This is a genomic window from Pseudomonas sp. HMSC076A11 (genome assembly GCF_001810205.1).
Classification (GTDB): Bacteria; Pseudomonadota; Gammaproteobacteria; order Pseudomonadales; family Pseudomonadaceae; genus Pseudomonas; species Pseudomonas aeruginosa.
On record NZ_KV800262.1, the window covers coordinates 94,493 to 112,976 of the forward strand.

16 protein-coding genes are annotated in these 18,484 nt (G+C 65.8%); 14 read left to right on the top strand and 2 right to left on the bottom strand.

Annotated elements, in window-relative coordinates:
* The 12 genes from waaC to wapR all read left to right on the top strand — a co-directional run.
* A partial coding sequence (gene waaC, locus HMPREF2716_RS01835; RefSeq protein WP_070621785.1) for a lipopolysaccharide heptosyltransferase I occupies nucleotides 1-958 on the top strand: 958 nt, incomplete at its 5' end.
* On the top strand, nucleotides 955-2,076 hold the full coding sequence (locus HMPREF2716_RS01840) for a glycosyltransferase family 4 protein (RefSeq protein ID WP_003116148.1): 1,122 nt from the start codon (nucleotides 955-957) through the stop codon (nucleotides 2,074-2,076). The genes waaC and HMPREF2716_RS01840, both read left to right, overlap by 4 nt.
* The gene (gene rfaP, locus HMPREF2716_RS01845) at nucleotides 2,073-2,879 is read left to right on the top strand and encodes a lipopolysaccharide core heptose(I) kinase RfaP (RefSeq protein ID WP_003095775.1); all 807 of its coding nucleotides are present in this window, start codon (nucleotides 2,073-2,075) and stop codon (nucleotides 2,877-2,879) included. Before HMPREF2716_RS01840 ends, rfaP begins: the two co-directional genes overlap by 4 nt.
* On the top strand, nucleotides 2,879-3,613 hold the full coding sequence (locus HMPREF2716_RS01850; protein WP_003161989.1) for a lipopolysaccharide kinase InaA family protein: 735 nt from the start codon (nucleotides 2,879-2,881) through the stop codon (nucleotides 3,611-3,613). The genes rfaP and HMPREF2716_RS01850 overlap by 1 nt, the downstream gene beginning before the upstream one ends.
* Nucleotides 3,610-4,368 carry a lipopolysaccharide kinase InaA family protein gene (locus tag HMPREF2716_RS01855; RefSeq protein WP_003095770.1) on the top strand — a complete coding sequence of 253 codons (759 nt, stop codon included), beginning with the start codon at nucleotides 3,610-3,612 and terminating at the stop codon, nucleotides 4,366-4,368. The genes HMPREF2716_RS01850 and HMPREF2716_RS01855 overlap by 4 nt, the downstream gene beginning before the upstream one ends.
* Nucleotides 4,365-5,843: a lipopolysaccharide kinase InaA family protein gene (locus HMPREF2716_RS01860; protein ID WP_003135663.1), complete on the top strand. Its 1,479-nt coding sequence runs from the start codon at nucleotides 4,365-4,367 to the stop codon at nucleotides 5,841-5,843. Before HMPREF2716_RS01855 ends, HMPREF2716_RS01860 begins: the two co-directional genes overlap by 4 nt.
* A 103-nt stretch (nucleotides 5,844-5,946) precedes the next feature.
* The gene (locus HMPREF2716_RS01865) at nucleotides 5,947-7,704 is read left to right on the top strand and encodes a carbamoyltransferase family protein (RefSeq protein WP_023518159.1); all 1,758 of its coding nucleotides are present in this window, start codon (nucleotides 5,947-5,949) and stop codon (nucleotides 7,702-7,704) included.
* A complete protein-coding gene (locus tag HMPREF2716_RS01870; protein WP_023096227.1) occupies nucleotides 7,688-8,824 on the top strand; it encodes a glycosyltransferase in 1,137 nt (378 codons plus the stop codon). Before HMPREF2716_RS01865 ends, HMPREF2716_RS01870 begins: the two co-directional genes overlap by 17 nt.
* On the top strand, nucleotides 8,818-9,714 hold the full coding sequence (locus HMPREF2716_RS01875) for an antimicrobial resistance protein Mig-14 (RefSeq protein WP_003114550.1): 897 nt from the start codon (nucleotides 8,818-8,820) through the stop codon (nucleotides 9,712-9,714). The genes HMPREF2716_RS01870 and HMPREF2716_RS01875 overlap by 7 nt, the downstream gene beginning before the upstream one ends.
* A gap of 3 nt (nucleotides 9,715-9,717) precedes the next feature.
* Nucleotides 9,718-11,136 carry a PIG-L deacetylase family protein gene (locus HMPREF2716_RS01880; RefSeq protein ID WP_023518158.1) on the top strand — a complete coding sequence of 473 codons (1,419 nt, stop codon included), beginning with the start codon at nucleotides 9,718-9,720 and terminating at the stop codon, nucleotides 11,134-11,136.
* Between the two features lie 72 nt (nucleotides 11,137-11,208).
* Nucleotides 11,209-12,165, top strand: coding sequence for a glycosyltransferase family protein (locus tag HMPREF2716_RS01885; protein ID WP_003114548.1), 957 nt, complete (start codon nucleotides 11,209-11,211; stop codon nucleotides 12,163-12,165).
* A gap of 160 nt (nucleotides 12,166-12,325) precedes the next feature.
* Nucleotides 12,326-13,210, top strand: coding sequence for an alpha-1,3-rhamnosyltransferase (gene wapR / locus HMPREF2716_RS01890; RefSeq protein ID WP_003116152.1), 885 nt, complete (start codon nucleotides 12,326-12,328; stop codon nucleotides 13,208-13,210).
* A gap of 18 nt (nucleotides 13,211-13,228) precedes the next feature.
* Here wapR and waaL read toward each other — a convergent pair whose 3' ends face one another.
* Nucleotides 13,229-14,434, bottom strand: coding sequence for an O-antigen ligase WaaL (waaL, locus tag HMPREF2716_RS01895; RefSeq protein WP_070621786.1), 1,206 nt, complete (start codon nucleotides 14,432-14,434; stop codon nucleotides 13,229-13,231).
* A gap of 7 nt (nucleotides 14,435-14,441) precedes the next feature.
* On the bottom strand, nucleotides 14,442-15,092 hold the full coding sequence (locus HMPREF2716_RS01900) for a BUD32 family EKC/KEOPS complex subunit (RefSeq protein WP_003114545.1): 651 nt from the start codon (nucleotides 15,090-15,092) through the stop codon (nucleotides 14,442-14,444).
* A 107-nt stretch (nucleotides 15,093-15,199) separates the two neighbouring features.
* Between HMPREF2716_RS01900 and msbA the strand changes: the two genes are divergently transcribed.
* Nucleotides 15,200-17,011: a lipid A export permease/ATP-binding protein MsbA gene (msbA, locus tag HMPREF2716_RS01905; RefSeq protein WP_003114544.1), complete on the top strand. Its 1,812-nt coding sequence runs from the start codon at nucleotides 15,200-15,202 to the stop codon at nucleotides 17,009-17,011.
* A 40-nt stretch (nucleotides 17,012-17,051) separates the two neighbouring features.
* On the top strand, nucleotides 17,052-18,473 hold the full coding sequence (gene hldE, locus HMPREF2716_RS01910; RefSeq protein ID WP_003123589.1) for a bifunctional D-glycero-beta-D-manno-heptose-7-phosphate kinase/D-glycero-beta-D-manno-heptose 1-phosphate adenylyltransferase HldE: 1,422 nt from the start codon (nucleotides 17,052-17,054) through the stop codon (nucleotides 18,471-18,473).
* The last annotated feature ends 11 nt before the right edge of the window (nucleotides 18,474-18,484 follow it).

Consider the following 18,484-nt stretch of genomic DNA (forward strand, 5'->3'; position numbering starts at 1 on the left):
GGAGGAAGGTTTCGCCGAGATTCCCGCCTGGCATCCGGCGGTGGCGCGGGTGATCCCGGTGGCGATCCGGCGCTGGCGCAAGAACCTCTGGCAGACCCTGCGCAACGGCGAATGGCGGCGCTTCAAGCAGCGCCTGAAGGAAGTCGACTATGACCTGGTGATCGACGCCCAGGGGCTGCTGAAGAGTGCCTGGCTGACCCGCTACGTGGGCAAGACGCCGGTCGCCGGTCTCGATCGCGACTCGGCGCGCGAGCCGCTCGCCAGCCGCTTCTATCGCCGTGCCTATCCGGTCGCCTGGGGACAGCATGCGGTGGAGCGCACGCGCCAGTTGTTCGCCCAGGCGCTGGACTACCCGTTGCCCGAGTCGGTCGGTGACTATGGCCTGGACCGCGAGCAGTTGGCCGACGCCGAGCCTGGCGCGCCGTACCTGGTGTTCCTGCACGGTACTACCTGGGACACCAAGCATTGGCCGGAAGCCTACTGGCGCGAACTGGCCGAGCGCATGTGCGAGCGCGGCTGGTCGGTGCGCCTGCCCTGGGGCAGCGCCGCCGAGCGGGAGCGGGCCGGGCGCCTGGCGGCGGGGTTGGAAAATGCCGCGGTACTCCCCAGATTATCCCTGGCCGGCATGGCCAAGGTGCTTGCCGGCGCGCGCGCCTGCGTGGCGGTGGATACCGGCCTCGGTCACCTGGCGGCGGCGCTGGACGTGCCGACGCTGTCGCTGTTCGGCCCGACCAATCCTGGCTTCACCGGCGCCTACGGGCGCTCCCAGGTCCACCTGGGCAGCGACTTCCCCTGTGCGCCGTGCCTGAAGAAGACCTGTACCTACCAGCCGACCGAAGAGGATCGCAAACTGTTCGATCTCAAGCGTGAGCAGCCGCTGTGCTTCACCCGGCTGAATCCCCAGCGCGTGGCCACCCAGCTGGAGGCCATGCTGCTGGCCCCGGAGACCCTCCGATGACCCTGGCGTTCATCCTCTACAAATACTTCCCCTTCGGCGGCCTGCAGCGTGACTTCATGCGCATCGCCCTGGAATGCCAGCGGCGCGGGCACGACATCCGCGTCTATACGCTGATCTGGGAGGGCGACGTGCCGGACGGCTTCGAAGTGCTGGTGGCCCCGGTGCGCTCGATCTTCAACCACCGGCGCAACGAGAAGTTCACCGCGTGGGTCCGCGCCGACCTGGACAGGCGCCCGGTGCAGCGGGTGATCGGCTTCAACAAGATGCCCGGACTGGATGTCTACTACGCCGCCGACGCCTGTTTCGAGGAAAAGGCCCAGACCTTGCGCAACCCGCTGTACCGCCAGTGGGGCCGCTACCGCCACTTCGCCGGCTACGAACGGGCAGTGTTCGACCCGGCCTCGAAGACCGAGATCCTGATGATCTCCGAGGTGCAGCAGCCGCTCTTCGTCAAGCACTACGGCACCCAGGCCGAGCGTTTCCATCTGCTGCCGCCGGGGATCAGCCAGGATCGCCGGGCGCCGGCCAACGCCGCGGACGTGCGTGCGGAATTCCGCCGCGAGTTCGGCCTGGAGGAGGACGACCTGCTGCTGGTGCAGATCGGTTCCGGCTTCAAGACCAAGGGCCTGGATCGCAGCCTGAAGGCGCTGGCCGCGCTGCCCAAGGCGTTGCGCAGGCGTACCCGGCTGATCGCCATCGGCCAGGACGATCCCAAGCCGTTCCTGCTACAGATCGCCGCCCTCGGTCTCAACGACCAGGTACAGATCCTCAAGGGTCGCAGCGATATCCCGCGCTTCCTGCTCGGCGCCGACCTGCTGATCCACCCGGCCTACAACGAGAACACCGGTACGGTGCTGCTGGAGGCGCTGGTCTCCGGCCTGCCGGTGTTGGTGACCGATGTCTGCGGCTACGCCCACTACATCGCCGAGGCCGACGCCGGGCGGGTGCTGCCGAGTCCCTTCGAGCAGGACAGTCTCAACCGCCTGCTCGCGGAAATGCTGGAGGACGCTCCGGCGCGCGCCGCCTGGTCGCGCAATGGCCTGGCCTACGCCGATCACGCCGACCTCTATAGCATGCCGCAGCGCGCCGCCGACCTGATCCTCGGGGAGGCCTCATGAGGCTGGTGCTGGAAGAGCCGTTCAAGCGCCTGTGGAGCGGGCGCGACCCGTTCGAGGCGGTGGAGGCGCTGCAAGGCAAGGTCTACCGCGAACTGGAGGGGCGCCGCACCCTGCGCACCGAGGTTGACGGGCGCGGCTACTTCGTCAAGATCCACCGTGGCATCGGCTGGGGCGAGATCGCCAAGAACCTGCTCACCGCCAAGCTCCCGGTGCTCGGCGCGCGCCAGGAGTGGCAGGCCATCCGGCGCCTGCACGAGGCCGGCGTAGCGACCATGACCGCGGTCGCCTACGGCGAGCGCGGCAGCGATCCGGCGCGGCAGCATTCCTTCATCGTCACCGAGGAACTGGCGCCGACCGTGGACCTCGAGGTGTTCTCCCAGGACTGGCGCGAACGTCCTCCACCGCCGCGGCTCAAGCGCGCGCTGGTCGAGGCGGTGGCGCGGATGGTCGGCGACATGCACCGTGCCGGAGTCAACCATCGCGACTGCTACATCTGTCATTTCCTGTTGCACACCGACAAGCCGGTGAGCGCGGACGATTTCCGCCTCTCGGTGATCGACCTGCACCGTGCCCAGACCCGCGACGCCACGCCGAAACGCTGGCGTAACAAGGATCTGGCGGCATTGTATTTCTCTGCGCTGGACATCGGACTGACGCGTCGCGACAAGCTACGCTTCCTGCGCACCTATTTCCGCCGGCCGTTGCGCGAGATACTGCGCGACGAGGCCGGCCTGCTGGCCTGGATGGAACGCAAGGCGGAAAAACTCTACGAACGCAAGCAGCGTTACGGAGACCTGCTCTGATGGCGGGGTGGACCCTCGAACCCGATTACCGTCACCTGGCCGCCGATTTCGGTAGCCTCGATAGCGTGTTCGCCCTGGAGGGCGAGCGCCTGACCCGCGACCCGTTGTCCGAAGTCATCCGCATCGAGCGCGACGGCGTGCGTTACTACGTCAAGCGCTACCGCAGCGCCGGCAAGGGCCTGCGCCGCTACCTGGCGCGACCGCGGATCAAGGCCGAGTGGCAGAACCTCAAGCGCTTCGAGAAGTGGGGCATTCCCACCGCCGAGGTGGTCGCCTGGGGGCTGGAGCGCAAGGCCGGCGCTTTCCAGCGCGGCGCCATGATCACCCGCGAACTGCCGGGCACCGAGGACTTGTCGGTGCTCGCCTGCAACCGGGATCCGCGCCTGAAGGACCCGCGCTGGGTGGACGGCGTCAGCCGGCAGATCGCCAAGGCTACGCGCCTGATGCACGACCAGCATTTCACCCATAACGACCTGAAGTGGCGCAACCTGCTGGTGGACGCCCAGCCGCTGGTGTATTTCATCGACTGCCCGAACGGCGCGTTCTGGTGGAGCTTCATGCTGCGCTACCGGATCACCAAGGACCTGGCCTGCCTGGACAAGGTGGCCAAGTACCACCTGTCGCGCACCCAGCGCCTGCGCTTCTACCTGCAATATCGCCGTCGCCGGCACCTGAACGAATCCGACAAGAAGCGTATTCGCCAGGTGGTGGCTTTCTTCGAGGGGCGCGAATGAGCGTTTTCATCGCCGCGCAGGACCACGACCTGCTCCAGCGCAACCGTCTGGACAGCTTCGACGCCCTGTGGGCCTTGCAGCTGGATGCCGTGGACGAACCGAATACCGAACGGGGTGGCTGGAGCAGCGTCTACCGCCTCGACCTGGGCGACTCCGCCTACTACCTGAAGCGCCAGAGCAACCACCTGACCCGCAGCCTGCGCCATCCGCTGGGCGAGCCGACCTTCGCCCGCGAGTTCCGCAACATCGAGCGCTACCGGGCGCTGGGCATTCCCGCCCTGCAGGCGGCGTTCTTCGCCCAGCAGGCGGTCGGCGGAGAGCGCCAGGCGATCCTCCTGACCCGTGCCCTGGACGGTTGGCAGGACCTGGACACCTGGCTGGCGTCCTGGCACGACCTGGCCGAAGAGCGGCGCCGGGCGATTCTCCGGGCGGTTGGCAGGCTGGCGCGCCAGCTGCACGCGGCCGGACAGATGCATGGTTGCTTCTATCCCAAGCATGTATTCCTCCGCGAGGGGGCCGATGGTGTCTTCGAGGCCTGCCTGATCGACCTGGAGAAGACCCGCCCGATCTGGTTCGGCCGCCGCGACCAGGTCAAGGACCTGGAGCCGATGCTGCGCCGTGCCCCGGACTGGAGCGAAGCGGACGTGCACGAATTCATCTCCGCCTATGTCGACGAACCCCTCGACTCGGCCGAGGTCGAGCAGTGGTATCGCCTTCTCGACCAGCGCCGCCGGCGCAAGGAGTCGCGCCGATGAGACTGGCCGAACTGCAAGCCGCCGGGCGCCACCCGCAACTGCCATTGCGGGTGACCCTGGCGGATGGCGCTGGCGCTGCCGAACTGCGCCTGGACAGTCTGCTGCGGGTGCTGCCCGGGCAGCGCTACGTCGGTGCCGGCGAATGGCGTGGGCGCAAGGTGCTGGCCAAGCTGCTGGTGGGCGGCAAGGCCGCACGGCATTTCCAGCGCGAACTGGAAGGGGCGCGTCTGCTCGCGGCCCAGGGGCTGACCACCCCGGCGCTGCTGGCCGACGGGCTGCAGGAGGGCGAGGGCGGCTGGCTGCTGTTCGACTACCTCGACGCGGCGCAGAGCCTCGGTGACGCCTGGCGTGCGGTGGAGGCACAGGCGCCGCTGGGCGATGCCCAGCAAGCGGTGCTCGGCGAAGCCCTGGCAGCCATTGGCGAGCTGCATGCAAAGGGCCTCTGGCAGGACGACCTGCACCTGGACAACCTGTTGCGCCACGCCGGCCGCCTGTATCTCATCGACGGTGGCGGCGTGCGTGCGGAAACTCCCGGCCAGCCGCTGTCGCGACAGAAAGTGCTGGAAAACCTCGGGGTGTTCTTCGCCCAGTTGCCGGCGGTCCTCGATCCTTTCCTGGAGGAGTTGCTGGTGCATTACCTGCTGGCCAACGGCGAGCATGCGCTGCCGCTGGAAGCCTTGCAGAAGGAAATCGCCAAGGTTCGCCGCTGGCGGGTGCGCGACCTGCTGAGGAAGGTCGGTCGCGACTGTAGCCTGTTCAGCGTCGTGCGCGGTCCGTTCCGCCTGTTCGCCGCCCGCCGCAGCGAGGCCGAGACGATGGCGCCCCTGCTGGCGGACGCGGACCGCCTGATCGCCGCCGGCCACGTCTACAAGGACGGCGGCGCGGCCACCGTCGCCCGGGTCGAAGCGAACGGCCGCACGCTGATCATCAAGCGCTACAACATCAAGGGCTGGGTCCATTGGCTGAAGCGCTTCTGGCGGCCGAGCCGGGCCTGGGCCTCCTGGCGCGAAGGCAACCGCCTGGAATTCCTCGGCATCGCCACCGCCCGTCCGCTGGCGATGCTGGAGCGGCGCTGGTGCTGGCTGCGCGGGCGCGCCTACCTGATTACCGATTATCTCGGCGGTCAGGATATAATCGCTCGTTTTAAGCCTTGCCTGGACATGCCCGATGGCGCCGTTTCGCCACCGGAAGCCGAGTTGGCGGCACTGGATCGGCTGTTTTCGACGCTGATCCGCGAACGCATCAGCCACGGCGACCTGAAGGGACACAACCTGTTCTGGCAGGCCCATGAACAAGGCGGCGAATGGGCGCTGATCGACCTGGACGCGATGCGCAAGCATCACAGCCAGGCGTCCTTTGCCCGCGCCTACGCCCGCGACCGCGCGCGCTTCCTGCGCAACTGGCCGCAGGACAGCGGCCTCTACCGGCTGCTGGAGCAACGGATTCCCCGCCTCGGCGACGCCGCCGGGGCTTGAACGACAAGCGACGACCACCGCCTGCGGCGGTCGACGAGTTAAACGAAAGCCGCGGTTGTCGGTCCCACTCCGCAACCGCGAGCTGCTTTGAAGAGGTTCTACCGTGGCATTGACCGTCCTAGGCCTGTCTGGCGCCGTAAGCCATGACCCGTCCGCCGCCCTGTACATCGACGGCAAGCTGGTCGCGGCCGTCGAGGAAGAGCGCTTCGTGCGCGACAAGCACGCGAAGAACCGCATGCCCTACGAATCGGCGAAGTTCTGCCTGGAGCAGGCAGGGGTCGAGCCGGCCGATGTCGACGTGGTGGCGATTCCCTTCGCTCCCATCAGCATCATGGAAAAGGCCCGCTGGCACTACGCCAAGCGCTACGCCTACGCGCCGGATCGCGCGCTGGATGCGATCCTGCTCGGCAACCGCCGCTACAAGCGTTACTACAAGCGCATCGAGTGGTGCCTGCAACAACTCGGCTTCGACCTGAAGAAAATCAAGATCCAGCCGGTCGAGCACCACCTTGCCCACGCCTCCAGCGCCTACCATTGCTCGGGGTTCAAGGAAAAGACCGCGATCCTCGGCATCGACGGCAAGGGCGAGTACGCCACCACTTTCTTCGGCTGGGGCGAGAACGGTCGGATCCACAAGATCAAGGAGTTCTACGATCCGGATTCGCTGGGCGGCCTGTACGGCGCGATCACCGAGTACCTCGGCTTCGACATGCTCGACGGCGAGTTCAAGGTCATGGGCATGGCGCCCTACGGTGACGCCAGCAAGTACGATTTCTCCCGTCTCGCCAAGTTCGAGAACGGCGAACTGGTGATCAACACCGACTATGCCAACGTCATCGGCTTCCGCCGCTACAAGGAGAAAGGCAAGGGCTACTACTTCTCGCCCAAGCTGATCGAGTGGCTGGGGCCCAAGCGCGAAGGCGACATCGCCGACGATCCCTACATCCATTACGCCGCGAGCATCCAGGCGTTGTTCGAGAAGCTCGCGCTGGAGATGATGGACTACTACCTCGGCGATATCATCCGCGAGACCGGCAAGGTCGCTTTCGCCGGCGGCTGCGCGCTGAACGTCAAGCTCAACCAGAAGATCATCTCGCGCCCCGAAGTGAAGGAGCTGTTCGTCCAGCCGGCGGCCAGCGACGCCGGCACCGCGGTCGGCGCGGCGGCCTACGTGTCGCACCAGCGCGGCGTGCCGGTGGAGAAGATGGAGCACGTCTACCTCGGCCCGGAGTATTCCAACGAGGACGTCATCGCCGCCTGCGCCCGTCACGAGGCCAGGCCGCAGTGGCAGAAGATCGACAACCGCAGCCGGCGTATCGGCAGGATCCTTGCCGACGGCAACCCGGTGGCCTGGTTCCAGGGACGCATGGAGTTCGGTCCGCGTGCCCTCGGTGGCCGCTCCATTCTCGGCTGCCCGAGCGTGCCGGGCGTGGCCGACCGGATCAATGCGCAGATCAAGTTCCGCGAGCGCTGGCGGCCCTTCTGCCCGTCGATGCTGGATACCGTCGGCCCGCAGATGTTCAAGATCGACCACCCGGCCCCGTTCATGACCTTCACCTTCGAAGTCAACGAAGAGTGGAAGGAGCGAGTGCCGGAAGTGGTGCACGAAGACGGTACCTCCCGCGCCCAGGTGCTGAAGCGCGAGTACAACCCGCGCTACTACGACCTGATGAAGGAACTGGAGAACCTCACCGGCAACGGCGTGGCCCTGAACACTTCGCTCAATCGCCGTGGCGAACCGATGATCTGCTCGCCGACCGACGCCCTGAACATGTTCTTCGGCTCCGATCTGCAGTACCTGATCATGGAGGACATCCTGGTCGTGAAGGAGGGCGTGGACTGGTATGACTCGGTCGGCTGAACCTCGCGTCCTGCAGTTCTGTCACGGCTACGACGGGCCTTTCCTCGACTGTGCCCGTCAGTACGCCAGCCTGTTCGCCGGAACCCCGTACAAGGTCACCACGGTGTTCCTCACCGGGCGTTCCGATCCTGAGGTGGCGGCGCGTTGCGCCTCCGACGAGGTACTGTTCCTCGAGTACGGCTCCAGGGACATCCGTGGCCTCAAGCTGAAGGCGATCCGCGACTTGCGCGAGATCGCCCGTTCGCGCGACTTCCGCTTCTGCATCGCGCACCGCTTCAAGCCGATCTGGATCGCCAGCCTGGCCACTCGTCTGCCGATCGTTGGCGTGCACCACGCCTTCGGCGATTACCAGCGGTTGTCGCGCAAGGTCTTCGCCGGCCTGATGAGCAAGCGCCTGAGCCTGCTGGCGGTGTCCGACGCGGTGCGCGACGATATCCGCCGTTGCCTGCCGAAGTGGCCGGCGGAGCGGGTCGAGACGCTCTACAACCGCATCGACGTCGCTGCGCTGCAGGCCGAGCAGGTCGAGCGCCTGAGTGCGCGCCGGCAACTGCGCCTGCCCGACGAGGCCTGGGTGGTCGGCAACGTTGGCCGCCTGCATCCGGACAAGGACCAGGCTACCCTGCTGCGCGGCTTCGCCGCCGCGCTGCCGCGCCTGCCACAGAACAGCCTGCTGGCGATCCTCGGCAGCGGCCGCCTGGAAGAGCAGCTCAAGGACCTGGCCTGCGAACTGGGCATCGGCGAGCGCGTGCTGTTCCTCGGCCAGGTCGAAGAGGCACGGCGCTACTTCAAGGCGTTCGACGCCTTCGCCCTGAGTTCCGACCACGAGCCGTTCGGCATGGTCCTGCTGGAGGCCATGGTCGCCGGCGTACCGCTGATCGCCACCGCCTGTGGCGGCGCCCGCGAAGTGGTGGAGGGGGTCGGCATCCTCTTCCCGCTGGGCGACGAGACGGCCCTGGCCGAGGGTCTGACCCACCTGGCGGCGCTTGACCGCCGCCAGCGCGAGGCCTGTGCGCGGCTCATGCTCGAGCGCCTGGAGACACGCTTCTCCGACGCTGCGGTGCGCCGCGAATTCTGGCGCCTGCCGACGATTGCCGGCTTCGCTTCGGAGTCTGCATGCTGAACAGGTTGCGCGCCTTCCGCGAACGCGGTTGGCGCGAAGTGGACGCGCCGACCTACGCCCAGGCCTGGCAGCGTTTCGGCGGCAGCGTCGCGACCCACCCGCTGGTGGTCGAGCAGCTCGCCGAAATGGCTGGAATCCCGGTGCGTTACCTGGGTTGGGAGAGCGCTGGCGAACTGGTTGCGGCGATCCCGACCTGGGGCCGCCACCTGGCGTTGTCCAAGGACGTGCTCAAGCGGCGCGGCAAGAAGGGCCTGTACGACCTGGGCAACGCCGAACTGATCCTGCCGGTGGCCGGCGATGCCCGCATCGCCCTCCGCCATGCGGGACGCTACCTGTCGGCGCTGCATGAGCGGAACATCGTCACGCTGCGCCCTCAGACCGAGCAACTGGCTTTCGCTCGTGCTCCCGAGGATTTCTCCAAGAAGTTCCGCTATAACCAGCGGCGCGAAGTGCGCCTGGTGGAGGAGGCCGGTGGCCAGGTGCGCCAGGCAGACAGCTTCGCCCCGGCCGAGTTCGCTGCCATCTATCTTGAACTGTTCCAGCGTCGCTGGGGTTTCCCTGCCACCGGCGCGGAGCGCATGGCCGAGGTCTTCGAGCGGCTGCGCGAATTGCTGCGCGGCTCGGTCCTGCTGCTCAACGACCAGCCCATCGCGGTCCAGGTACTGTATCGCGCCGAAGCGCCGGGCTGGCTCAGCGTCGAGTACATCAACGGCGGCGTCGATCCGCAGACCCGCGAGTTCAGCCCTGGCAGCGTGCTCAGTTACCTGAACACCCAGGCCGCCTGGGAGGATGCGCGAGCGCTGGGCAAACCCCTGCGCTATTCGTTCGGTCGCGCCGACCGCGAATACAAGGATCGCTGGTGCCATCCTTCTCCGGTCTTCCAGGTCTGAAGCATGAGCGCACGCAAGCAGCAGTTGCTCAAGCGTCATCGACGCAACAAGCGGATCGGCCTACTGGTTGCGCTGCTGGCATTGCTGGCCGTCGGTCTGCTGGTCAGCCCCTGGTTGTTGCCGATCCTCCTCGTGGCCCTGTGGGTCGCCCACGAAGCCTGGTTCGCCGATCACCTGTTCTATTCGCCGGGCGAGGACTACCGCTACCGTTTCGCGGAAGGGGTCGAGTCGCTGCCGGTACGCCTGGCGGATGGCCGTCTGCGAGTCGACGGTGAGCTGCGCGAAGGCGATACGCTGGTGCTTGGCATCGGCGTGCGCGCTGGCTGGCTGGGGCGCTTACTCGAACCCTCGGTGCTGCTGGAAGGTGGCGCGGAGGCCGATGCCCAGGCTTTCGAACGTGGGGTGAACGGCTTGCGCTACCTGAACCTGACGGGACTGGCCGGGCCGCTGGGCGAGGGCCGGATTCGCCTGCGCGGCCGGCATTGCCGGCTGGTCGGCGAACCGACCCTGTGGCGTGCGCGCCATCCCGACTACCGTGATCGGCGGGTGATGGTCATCGCTCCGCATGCCGACGACGCCGAGCTGGCCGCCTTCGGCCTCTACAGCCAGGCTCGCGAGGCCTGGATCGTGACCCTGACCGCCGGCGAGATCGAAACCGAGCATTACCGCCGCATGGGCCTCGACGGAATAGCTGCGGCGCGCCTGAAGGGCCGCCTGCGCGCCTGGGATAGCCAGGCCGTGCCGACGTGGGGTGGGGTGCCGGCCGAGCGCTGCGTGCAACTGGGTTATTTCTGCCTGCAATTGCCTGCCATGGAGGCGAACCCGGGCGAGGTGGTGCCGTCCCGTGAGGCCGATCTCGCCGATATCCGTCCGTTCCGCCAGTTCAACCGCCTGCGCCTGGCCAGCGATGCCGACGGCCTGTCGACCTGGAACAATCTGCTGGCCGATCTCCGCGAGCTGATCCTGCTGGCACGTCCCGAGGTCATCGTCCTGCCTCATCCGCATTTCGATCCGCACCCGGACCATGTCCGCGCCCAGGAGGCTGTGCGCGAGGCGCTCCAGGGCCTGGACTGGCAGCCGCAGGCATTGTTGCACTATGCCAATCACCTGCACGACAACGATCGCTGGCCGATGGGCGATGCGCACATGGGGGTCAGCCTGCCACCGCTGACCGAAGAATGCTCGCCGCTGCTGCCATGGACGCTGGCGCTGGAGCGCACGCGCCAGGTGGACAAGGCCATGGCCTTGGGCATGATGCACGACCTGCAACCCAGGCCGCCGTTCAAGCGCCGTCTGCGCCGCCGTCTGCAGGGCTGGCTCGCCGGGCGTCGCTGGCCGGCATACGGCGAGGACGAGTTCATGCGCAAGGCGGTGCGTCGGCACGAGTTGTTCTGGGTGGAGTCGCTGGATGGGGAGGCGTGATGCTTGGGTCGAGCGTTCGGCAAGGTTCGAGCCGCCATGCTGCTTCGGAGAAGCCGCGAGGATGAAGGTCTGATGAAAGTTCTGTTTCTGGTCCAGAAAGAGCAGCGCGCGATCCTGGATCGCCTGTACGACGGCATCGCCGCCCATTGCGAGTGCGATACCCGCTGGCTGAGCAGCGAGGAGCAGGCCGACCTGCGCGGCTACTTCCGCAAGCACGTGGATGTCTCGCGCTACGACCGCATCCTGTTCTTCCTCCGTTTCAAGAAGGAAATGCGCCAGGTCCGCTTCATCCGCAGCGTGCCCAACCTGGTGATCCTCGAGCACGATGCCTACCAGAACTACATTCCCTGCAAGTACACCGGCAAGTTCAGCGCCCATTACCGGCGCCTGCCCTGGGCACGGGTGATCAGTTCGGGCCATACGGTCAGCGAACGCCTGCGCCAGGAGGGATTCGACGCGGTATTCGTGCCCAAGGGCTACGACCAGACCCTGTTGCATGACCTGGGCCTGGCGCGCGATATCGAGCTGGGCTTCGTCGGCAGTACCGGCAGCGTGGCCTACAGTGGACGCAAGGCGCTGCTCGACGAGTTGGGCGGAGTGGAGAACCTGCTGGTGACCAAGACCAAGTCCGGCGAGGAGTACCTGCGCACGCTCAACCGCATCCGTTTCTTCGTCAGCGCGGATGTCGGCATGGGCGAATACATGATCAAGAATTTCGAGGCGATGGCCTGCGGTTGCGTACTGCTGGCCTACGACCAGGGCGAGCGGGAAAACGAGGCCTTGGGTTTCCGGGACATGGAGAATATCGTGCTGTATCGCTCGGTGGCGGACATCCAGGAAAAGCTCGCGATCCTGCGCCTCGATACGGCTCTCGCCGAGCGGATCGCGCGAAGCGGCCAGGCGCTGGCCATCGAACGATTCAGCTTCGCCGCTGTCGGTCAGAGTATCGTCGAGGCCATGCGGCCCGCGTTGCGCGAGCCGGAGCGTCCCGGATGGCTGGAGAAGACCTGGCGACGTATTTTTACCTGAGAGTAGCAGCCGAAAAGAGCTGGGGCTTCAGGCGTGTTTGCTATTGTTCAGCTTGTTTTTCCGGGCTGGGGGGAGGTGTAGGACCGATGAAGATCGCAGGATCGCTCATGCATGTCTGGCGCTTTGAATGGGGACGTGAAGGACAGGTAAGGTTGTAGTTATGGCGCTCGTCGATGATGGTTCGCAGCCATTGGTTTCCGTGATCATCGCTTCCTATAACCACGAAAAGTACATAGAAGCGAGCATTGCCAGCGTGGCTGCGCAGACATACCGCAACGTGGAACTGCTGGTGGTGGACGATGGTTCCAGCGATGGCAGCGTCGAGCTTTTGCGCGGGCTCCAGGCGAAGTACGGCTTCGACCTCAGGGTCCAGCAGAACCAGGGACTGTCGAGAACGCTCAACGAGGCGATCGCCAGGGCCCGGGGAAATCTCATCGTGCCTTTCGGTTCGGACGACATCATGTTGCCGCAACGCCTGGAGAAACAGGTGGCACACATGTGGGACAAGCCCGAGGTAGGTATCTGCGCGGGCAATATCGAGATCATCGACTCCAATGGCCGGGTCATGCCGGGAAAGGAGCAGCGCAAACGCGACCTGCCTTTCCGCCGTCTCGACTTCGATGACCTGTTCCTGGACCGCAAGCCGGGCCCGATGGCGCCCACCTTGATGTTCCGGCGGGAAGCCCTGGAGAAGGTCGGCGGTTTCGATCCGGACATACGCCTGGAAGATGTCTATATCGAACTGGCGGTGACCAAGGCTGGCTACGTCATCGACATTCTTGGCGAGGTCCTCGCCCAGTACCGCAAGCATCCCACCAATACGTACAAGAACGCCCGTTTCATGGTGGACAACGTATTCAAGACGTACAGCCAGTTCAGCGATCACCCCGATTACGAGCAGGTGATCATGCGCTTCCGCAATTCGATGTTCCTCAAGTGCTCGAACCGGGACAAGGTACTGGCCCGGGAGCTGCTCTCCGGCTTGCCGCTGAAGTACTGGAACGAGAAGACCTTCCGCGGCATTGCGCGGCTGTTTTTCTCCTGATCGCTGATATCGCCGCACTCAAGGCGCGGCGATATCCTCACCGCGCCTGCTGGCGGCGAACCTTTGCTGGATCCACAGCGCATACAGCAGCGCCATGGGAATCCAGATCAGGAACCAGTGTTCCTTGGGATGGGGCAGGAAGGCGTTGCCCTCCGTGAGTCCGGCTGCCAGGCCGAACACCAGCCAGGTCGAGGCTAGCAGAACCGCTGGAGACTTCCGGTTTTTCCAGGAGAAGCCGAAGGCCAGTGCGTAGATCGCCACCCACAGCAGGAGCCCGATGATCCCTCCAGCGAAAAGCACACCCAGTTCGATGTTGTGCGGGTCGGCGAGCAGCATGCCGTTGCTCAGGACGATTCGCATCGGATGATCGTAGCCGTGTCCGAACCATGGATGCTCGCTGATCTGGCGTAGGGCGTCGGCCCAGATTTCCGGGCGGAACGATGCCCCTCTCTGGGTGATCACTTCCGGGTACAGGATGTAGCCCAGTAGCGCTCCAGCCAGGGCGAGTGCCAGGGCGATGAGGGCTTTTTTCCTGTCTCCGGCCAGGACCAGCCACATAAGGGCCGCTGTGAGCCCTACCAGGGGAGTACGTGAACCGGTCGCGATGAGAAGGCCACCGAGCAGCGCCAGAGATATCAGTGGCAAGGGGGCCAGGATGAGGCGGGATTGCATCCAATAGGCCAGCCAGAGTGCCGTGAAGGCGCCATAGACATGGGCGCTCAGTAATGGGTTATAGAGAGCGCCATAACCGGTAAGGCGCAGCGGGTTGGCGTCCCAGTAGTATTGCAGCAAGGTGGCTGCCGCGGAGATCACCGCGCCAAGGGCTGCCAGCCAGGTCGCGGTCTTGAGGCGGAGGGGAGCTTCGAGCGCCAGGATGGCGGCGCAGAAGAACAGGAGGGCGATGTACAGGGGGCGCTTGAGCAGCGAGCCGGTGGAGTTCTCGGGGGTCGACCAGGACAGGCTCAGCATCATGTAGCTGCTGAAGGCGAGGAAGGCGATGAACAGCGGCGAGCCCGTTAGCGGGCGAAGCAGACGCGGTTGCAGTATCACGTACAGCAGCGTCGGTGCAGCCAGCAAGATATAGAAAAGCCGGTGATAGTCGGAACGGTCGCCGACCCAGAACATTCCGGTGAGCAGGGCCAGCCAGCCCAGCGGCAGGATCCAGTGGCTGAGGATGCGGCTGGTATCGTGACGAAGACGGGTCAGTCGGGTAGCTGCGAACATTCCTTGCTCAATCCAGTTGCAGTTGCTTGAGGAGCTGCTCGAGTGTCCAGTGGACCTGGCTGCTGCGGAGATAGGCCTTGAGCACCAGGTGCTCGCTGTCGTCGAGGAACCAGGTTCGATCCTGTTCGTAGCGCAGCAGGTGCTTGAAATTGCGAATGCGCTGGGCGGCGCTGAGCGCCGAGCGCTGGACCCGCAGGTCGGCGATGTCGATCAGGCCCATCCGGCCTTCCGGCGTGCGCACCACGTTGCCCAGGTGCAGCGAGCGGAAGTACACCCCCTTGGCGTGCAGCGCGGCGATCAGCTCGCCCAGTTGCGTCCGGACTGCGTCGCCGCACTCCGGGTCGTTGCGGTCGAGTTGGCGGAGGGTCTGCCCCGGTAGCGGCTCGTAGTGCACCGCGTCGCGCTGGATATGTGGGATCCGCAATACGTCCAGCACCTTCGGGCAAACGATGCCGCGCCGCGCCAGTTCGCTGGCGTTGCGGGCGAAGCGCTCCGCATAGGGGAACAGGGCTGCGGAGGAAATCAGGCGCTTGCGGCGAAACAGTTTGAGGAAGGACCCGTCGCGCAGACGCAGAACCTTGTCCCCATGACCATCGGCTTCCAGCACTTCTGCGTTGTCACGCAACTGCAAGTAGGAGGGGTAGTCTATGACTCGCATGCGAGCTCCTGAACGAACGGCCCGCCATCTTACCCCAACACGCCTTCCAGGCGGAGTGATGGAGGTCCTGTGCTACACTCCGGGACCTTTTCAGCATGTAAGAAACCATGAGCGATAGTCCTCAGAATCCCGGACCTTCCAGTCTCAAGATCTATTTCCGCCTGTTGGGCTACGTGAAGCCCTACATCGGAATGTTCCTACTCAGCATCGTCGGTTTCCTGATCTTCGCCTCGACCCAGCCGATGCTGGCGGGCATCCTCAAGTATTTCGTCGACGGCCTCTCCAATCCTGACGCGGCATTGTTTCCGAATGTGCAGTGGCCCTGGTTGCGCGACCTGCACCTGGTCTACGCGGTGCCGTTGCTGATCATCCTGATCGCTGCCTGGCAGGGGCTGGGCTCGTTCCTCGGCAACTTCTTCCTGGCCAAGGTTTCCCTGGGGCTGGTGCATGACCTGCGGGTCGCCCTGTTCAACAAGCTGCTGGTGCTGCCGAACCGCTATTTCGACACGCACAGCTCCGGCCACCTGATCTCGCGCATCACCTTCAACGTGACCATGGTCACCGGAGCGGCCACGGATGCCATCAAGGTGGTGATCCGTGAGGGCCTGACCGTGGTCTTCCTGTTCCTCTACCTGCTGTGGATGAACTGGAAGCTGACCCTGGTGATGCTGGCGATCCTGCCGGTCATCGCGGTGATGGTGACTACCGCCAGCCGCAAGTTCCGCAAGCAGAGCAAGAAGATCCAGGTGGCCATGGGCGACGTCACCCACGTCGCCTCGGAAACCATCCAGGGCTACCGGGTAGTGCGCAGCTTCGGCGGCGAAGCCTATGAAGAGAAGCGCTTCCTCGACGCCAGCCAGAGCAATACCGACAAGCAGTTGCGGATGACCAAGACCGGCGCGGTCTACACGCCGATGCTGCAATTGGTGATCTACGTCGCCATGGCGATACTGATGTTCCTCGTGCTGTGGCTGCGCGGGGACGCCTCGGCCGGCGACCTGGTGGCCTATATCACCGCGGCGGGCCTGTTGCCCAAGCCGATCCGCCAGCTTTCCGAGGTCAGTTCCACGGTCCAGCGCGGCGTCGCCGGCGCCGAGAGCATCTTCGAGCAGCTCGACGAAGCGGCGGAGGAAGACCAGGGTACCGTCGAGAAGGAGCGGGTCAGCGGGCGCCTGGAAGTGCGCAACCTGAGCTTCCGTTATCCCGGAACCGACAAGCAGGTGCTGGATGACATCAGTTTCATCGCCGAGCCCGGGCAGATGATCGCCCTGGTCGGCCGTTCCGGTAGCGGCAAATCGACCCTGGCCAACCTGGTTCCGCGCTTTTACCAGCACAATGACGGCAAGATCCTCCTTGATGGCGTTGAAGTCGAGGATTATCGCCTGCGCAACCTGCGCCGCCACATCGCCCTGGTGACCCAGCAGGTCACGCTGTTCAACGACAGCGTGGCCAACAACATCGCCTACGGCGACCTGGCTGGCGCGCCGCGCGAGGAAATCGAGCGGGCGGCGAAGGCTGCCAACGCCAAGGAGTTCATCGACAACCTGCCGCAAGGCTTCGACACCGAGGTCGGCGAGAATGGCGTGCTGCTTTCCGGCGGCCAGCGCCAGCGTCTGGCGATCGCCCGGGCGCTGCTCAAGGACGCGCCCCTGCTGATCCTCGACGAGGCGACCTCGGCGCTGGACACCGAGTCGGAGCGGCATATCCAGGCGGCGCTGGACGAAGTGATGAAGGGGCGCACCACCCTGGTGATCGCCCACCGCCTGTCGACCATCGAGAAGGCCGACCTGATCCTGGTGATGGACCAGGGGCAGATCGTCGAGCGCGGCAGCCACGCCGAGCTGCTGGCGCAGAACGGCCATTATGCGCGGCTGCATGCGATGGGACTGGATGAGCAGGCGCCGGCGCCTGTCGGCTGATAAACTGGGCGTCTGCCCCGAGAGGTTGTTTGGAGTTCCCATGAAGTTGTCCATGCCCCGTTTCGACCAGGCCCCGGTGTTGGTGGTCGGTGATGTGATGCTCGACCGCTACTGGCATGGCGCGACTTCGCGCATTTCGCCGGAGGCCCCGGTGCCGGTGGTCCGCGTCGAACAGCACGAGGACCGCCCCGGCGGCGCCGCCAACGTCGCGCTGAACATCGCCGCGCTGGGCGCGCAGGCCTTGCTGGTCGGCGTCACCGGCCGCGACGAGGCCGCCGACAGCCTGGCCAACAGCCTCAAGGCCGCTGGAGTGGACGCGCGCTTCCAGCGCATCGATAGCCAGCCGACCATCGTCAAGCTGCGGGTCATGAGTCGCCACCAGCAACTGCTGCGGGTCGACTTCGAGGAACCGTTCCGCACCGACGCGGCGGCCCTGGCCGTGGACGTCGAGTCGCTGCTGGCCAAGGTCAAGGTGCTGGTGCTGTCCGACTACGGCAAGGGCGCGCTACAGAACCACCAGGTGCTGATCCAGGCGGCGCGGGCGCGCAACATTCCGGTACTGGCCGATCCCAAGGGCAAGGACTTCGCCATCTATCGCGGCGCCAGCCTGATCACCCCGAACCTGTCCGAATTCGAGACCATCGTCGGCCGTTGCGCCGACGAAGCCGAACTGGTCGCCAAGGGCCAGGCGCTGATGAGCGAACTCGACCTCGGTGCCTTGCTGGTGACCCGCGGCGAGCATGGCATGACCCTGCTCCGCCATGGCCAGCCGGCCCTGCACCTGCCGGCGCGGGCGCGGGAAGTGTTCGACGTCACCGGTGCCGGCGATACGGTCATCTCCACCCTGGCCGCGGCGCTTGCCGCCGGCGAGGAGCTGCCGTCCGCGGTGGGCCTGGCCAACCTGGCCGCCGGCATCGTGGTCGGCAAGCTGGGTACCGCGGCGATCAGCGCGCCCGAACTGCGTCGCGCGGTGCAGCGCGAGCAGGGTTCCGAGCGTGGCGTGCTGGGCTTGGAGCAATTGCTGCTGGCAATCGAAGACGCCCGCGCCCACGGCGAGAAGATCGTCTTCACCAATGGCTGCTTCGACATCCTTCACGCCGGCCACGTGACCTACCTCGAACAGGCGCGCGCCCAGGGCGACCGCCTGATCGTCGGGGTCAACGACGACGCCTCGGTCACTCGCCTGAAGGGCGTTGGCCGGCCGATCAACTCGGTGGACCGGCGCATGGCGGTACTCGCCGGGCTCGGCGCGGTGGACTGGGTGGTGAGCTTCGCCGAAGACACTCCCGAGCGCCTGCTCGAGCAGGTGCGTCCGGACGTGCTGGTCAAGGGCGGCGATTACGGCGTCGAGCAGGTGGTCGGCGCGCAGATCGTCAAGGCCTACGGCGGCGAGGTACGGGTGCTCGGCCTGGTGGAGAACAGCTCCACCACCGCCATCGTCGAGAAGATCCGCCAGCGCTGATTCCCGTTAGC

Bases quoted from the DNA above. Each gene is read 5' to 3' on its own strand.
- HMPREF2716_RS01840 (WP_003116148.1), top strand. From the start codon at position 955: ATGACCCTGGCGTTCATCCTCTACAAATACTTCCCCTTCGGCGGCCTG.
- rfaP (WP_003095775.1), top strand. From the start codon at position 2,073: ATGAGGCTGGTGCTGGAAGAGCCGTTCAAGCGCCTGTGGAGCGGGCGC.
- HMPREF2716_RS01850 (WP_003161989.1), top strand. From the start codon at position 2,879: ATGGCGGGGTGGACCCTCGAACCCGATTACCGTCACCTGGCCGCCGAT.
- HMPREF2716_RS01855 (WP_003095770.1), top strand. From the start codon at position 3,610: ATGAGCGTTTTCATCGCCGCGCAGGACCACGACCTGCTCCAGCGCAAC.
- HMPREF2716_RS01860 (WP_003135663.1), top strand. From the start codon at position 4,365: ATGAGACTGGCCGAACTGCAAGCCGCCGGGCGCCACCCGCAACTGCCA.
- HMPREF2716_RS01870 (WP_023096227.1), top strand. From the start codon at position 7,688: ATGACTCGGTCGGCTGAACCTCGCGTCCTGCAGTTCTGTCACGGCTAC.
- HMPREF2716_RS01875 (WP_003114550.1), top strand. From the start codon at position 8,818: ATGCTGAACAGGTTGCGCGCCTTCCGCGAACGCGGTTGGCGCGAAGTG.
- HMPREF2716_RS01880 (WP_023518158.1), top strand. From the start codon at position 9,718: ATGAGCGCACGCAAGCAGCAGTTGCTCAAGCGTCATCGACGCAACAAG.
- HMPREF2716_RS01885 (WP_003114548.1), top strand. From the start codon at position 11,209: ATGAAAGTTCTGTTTCTGGTCCAGAAAGAGCAGCGCGCGATCCTGGAT.
- wapR (WP_003116152.1), top strand. From the start codon at position 12,326: ATGGCGCTCGTCGATGATGGTTCGCAGCCATTGGTTTCCGTGATCATC.
- waaL (WP_070621786.1), bottom strand. From the start codon at position 14,434: ATGTTCGCAGCTACCCGACTGACCCGTCTTCGTCACGATACCAGCCGC.
- HMPREF2716_RS01900 (WP_003114545.1), bottom strand. From the start codon at position 15,092: ATGCGAGTCATAGACTACCCCTCCTACTTGCAGTTGCGTGACAACGCA.
- msbA (WP_003114544.1), top strand. From the start codon at position 15,200: ATGAGCGATAGTCCTCAGAATCCCGGACCTTCCAGTCTCAAGATCTAT.
- hldE (WP_003123589.1), top strand. From the start codon at position 17,052: ATGAAGTTGTCCATGCCCCGTTTCGACCAGGCCCCGGTGTTGGTGGTC.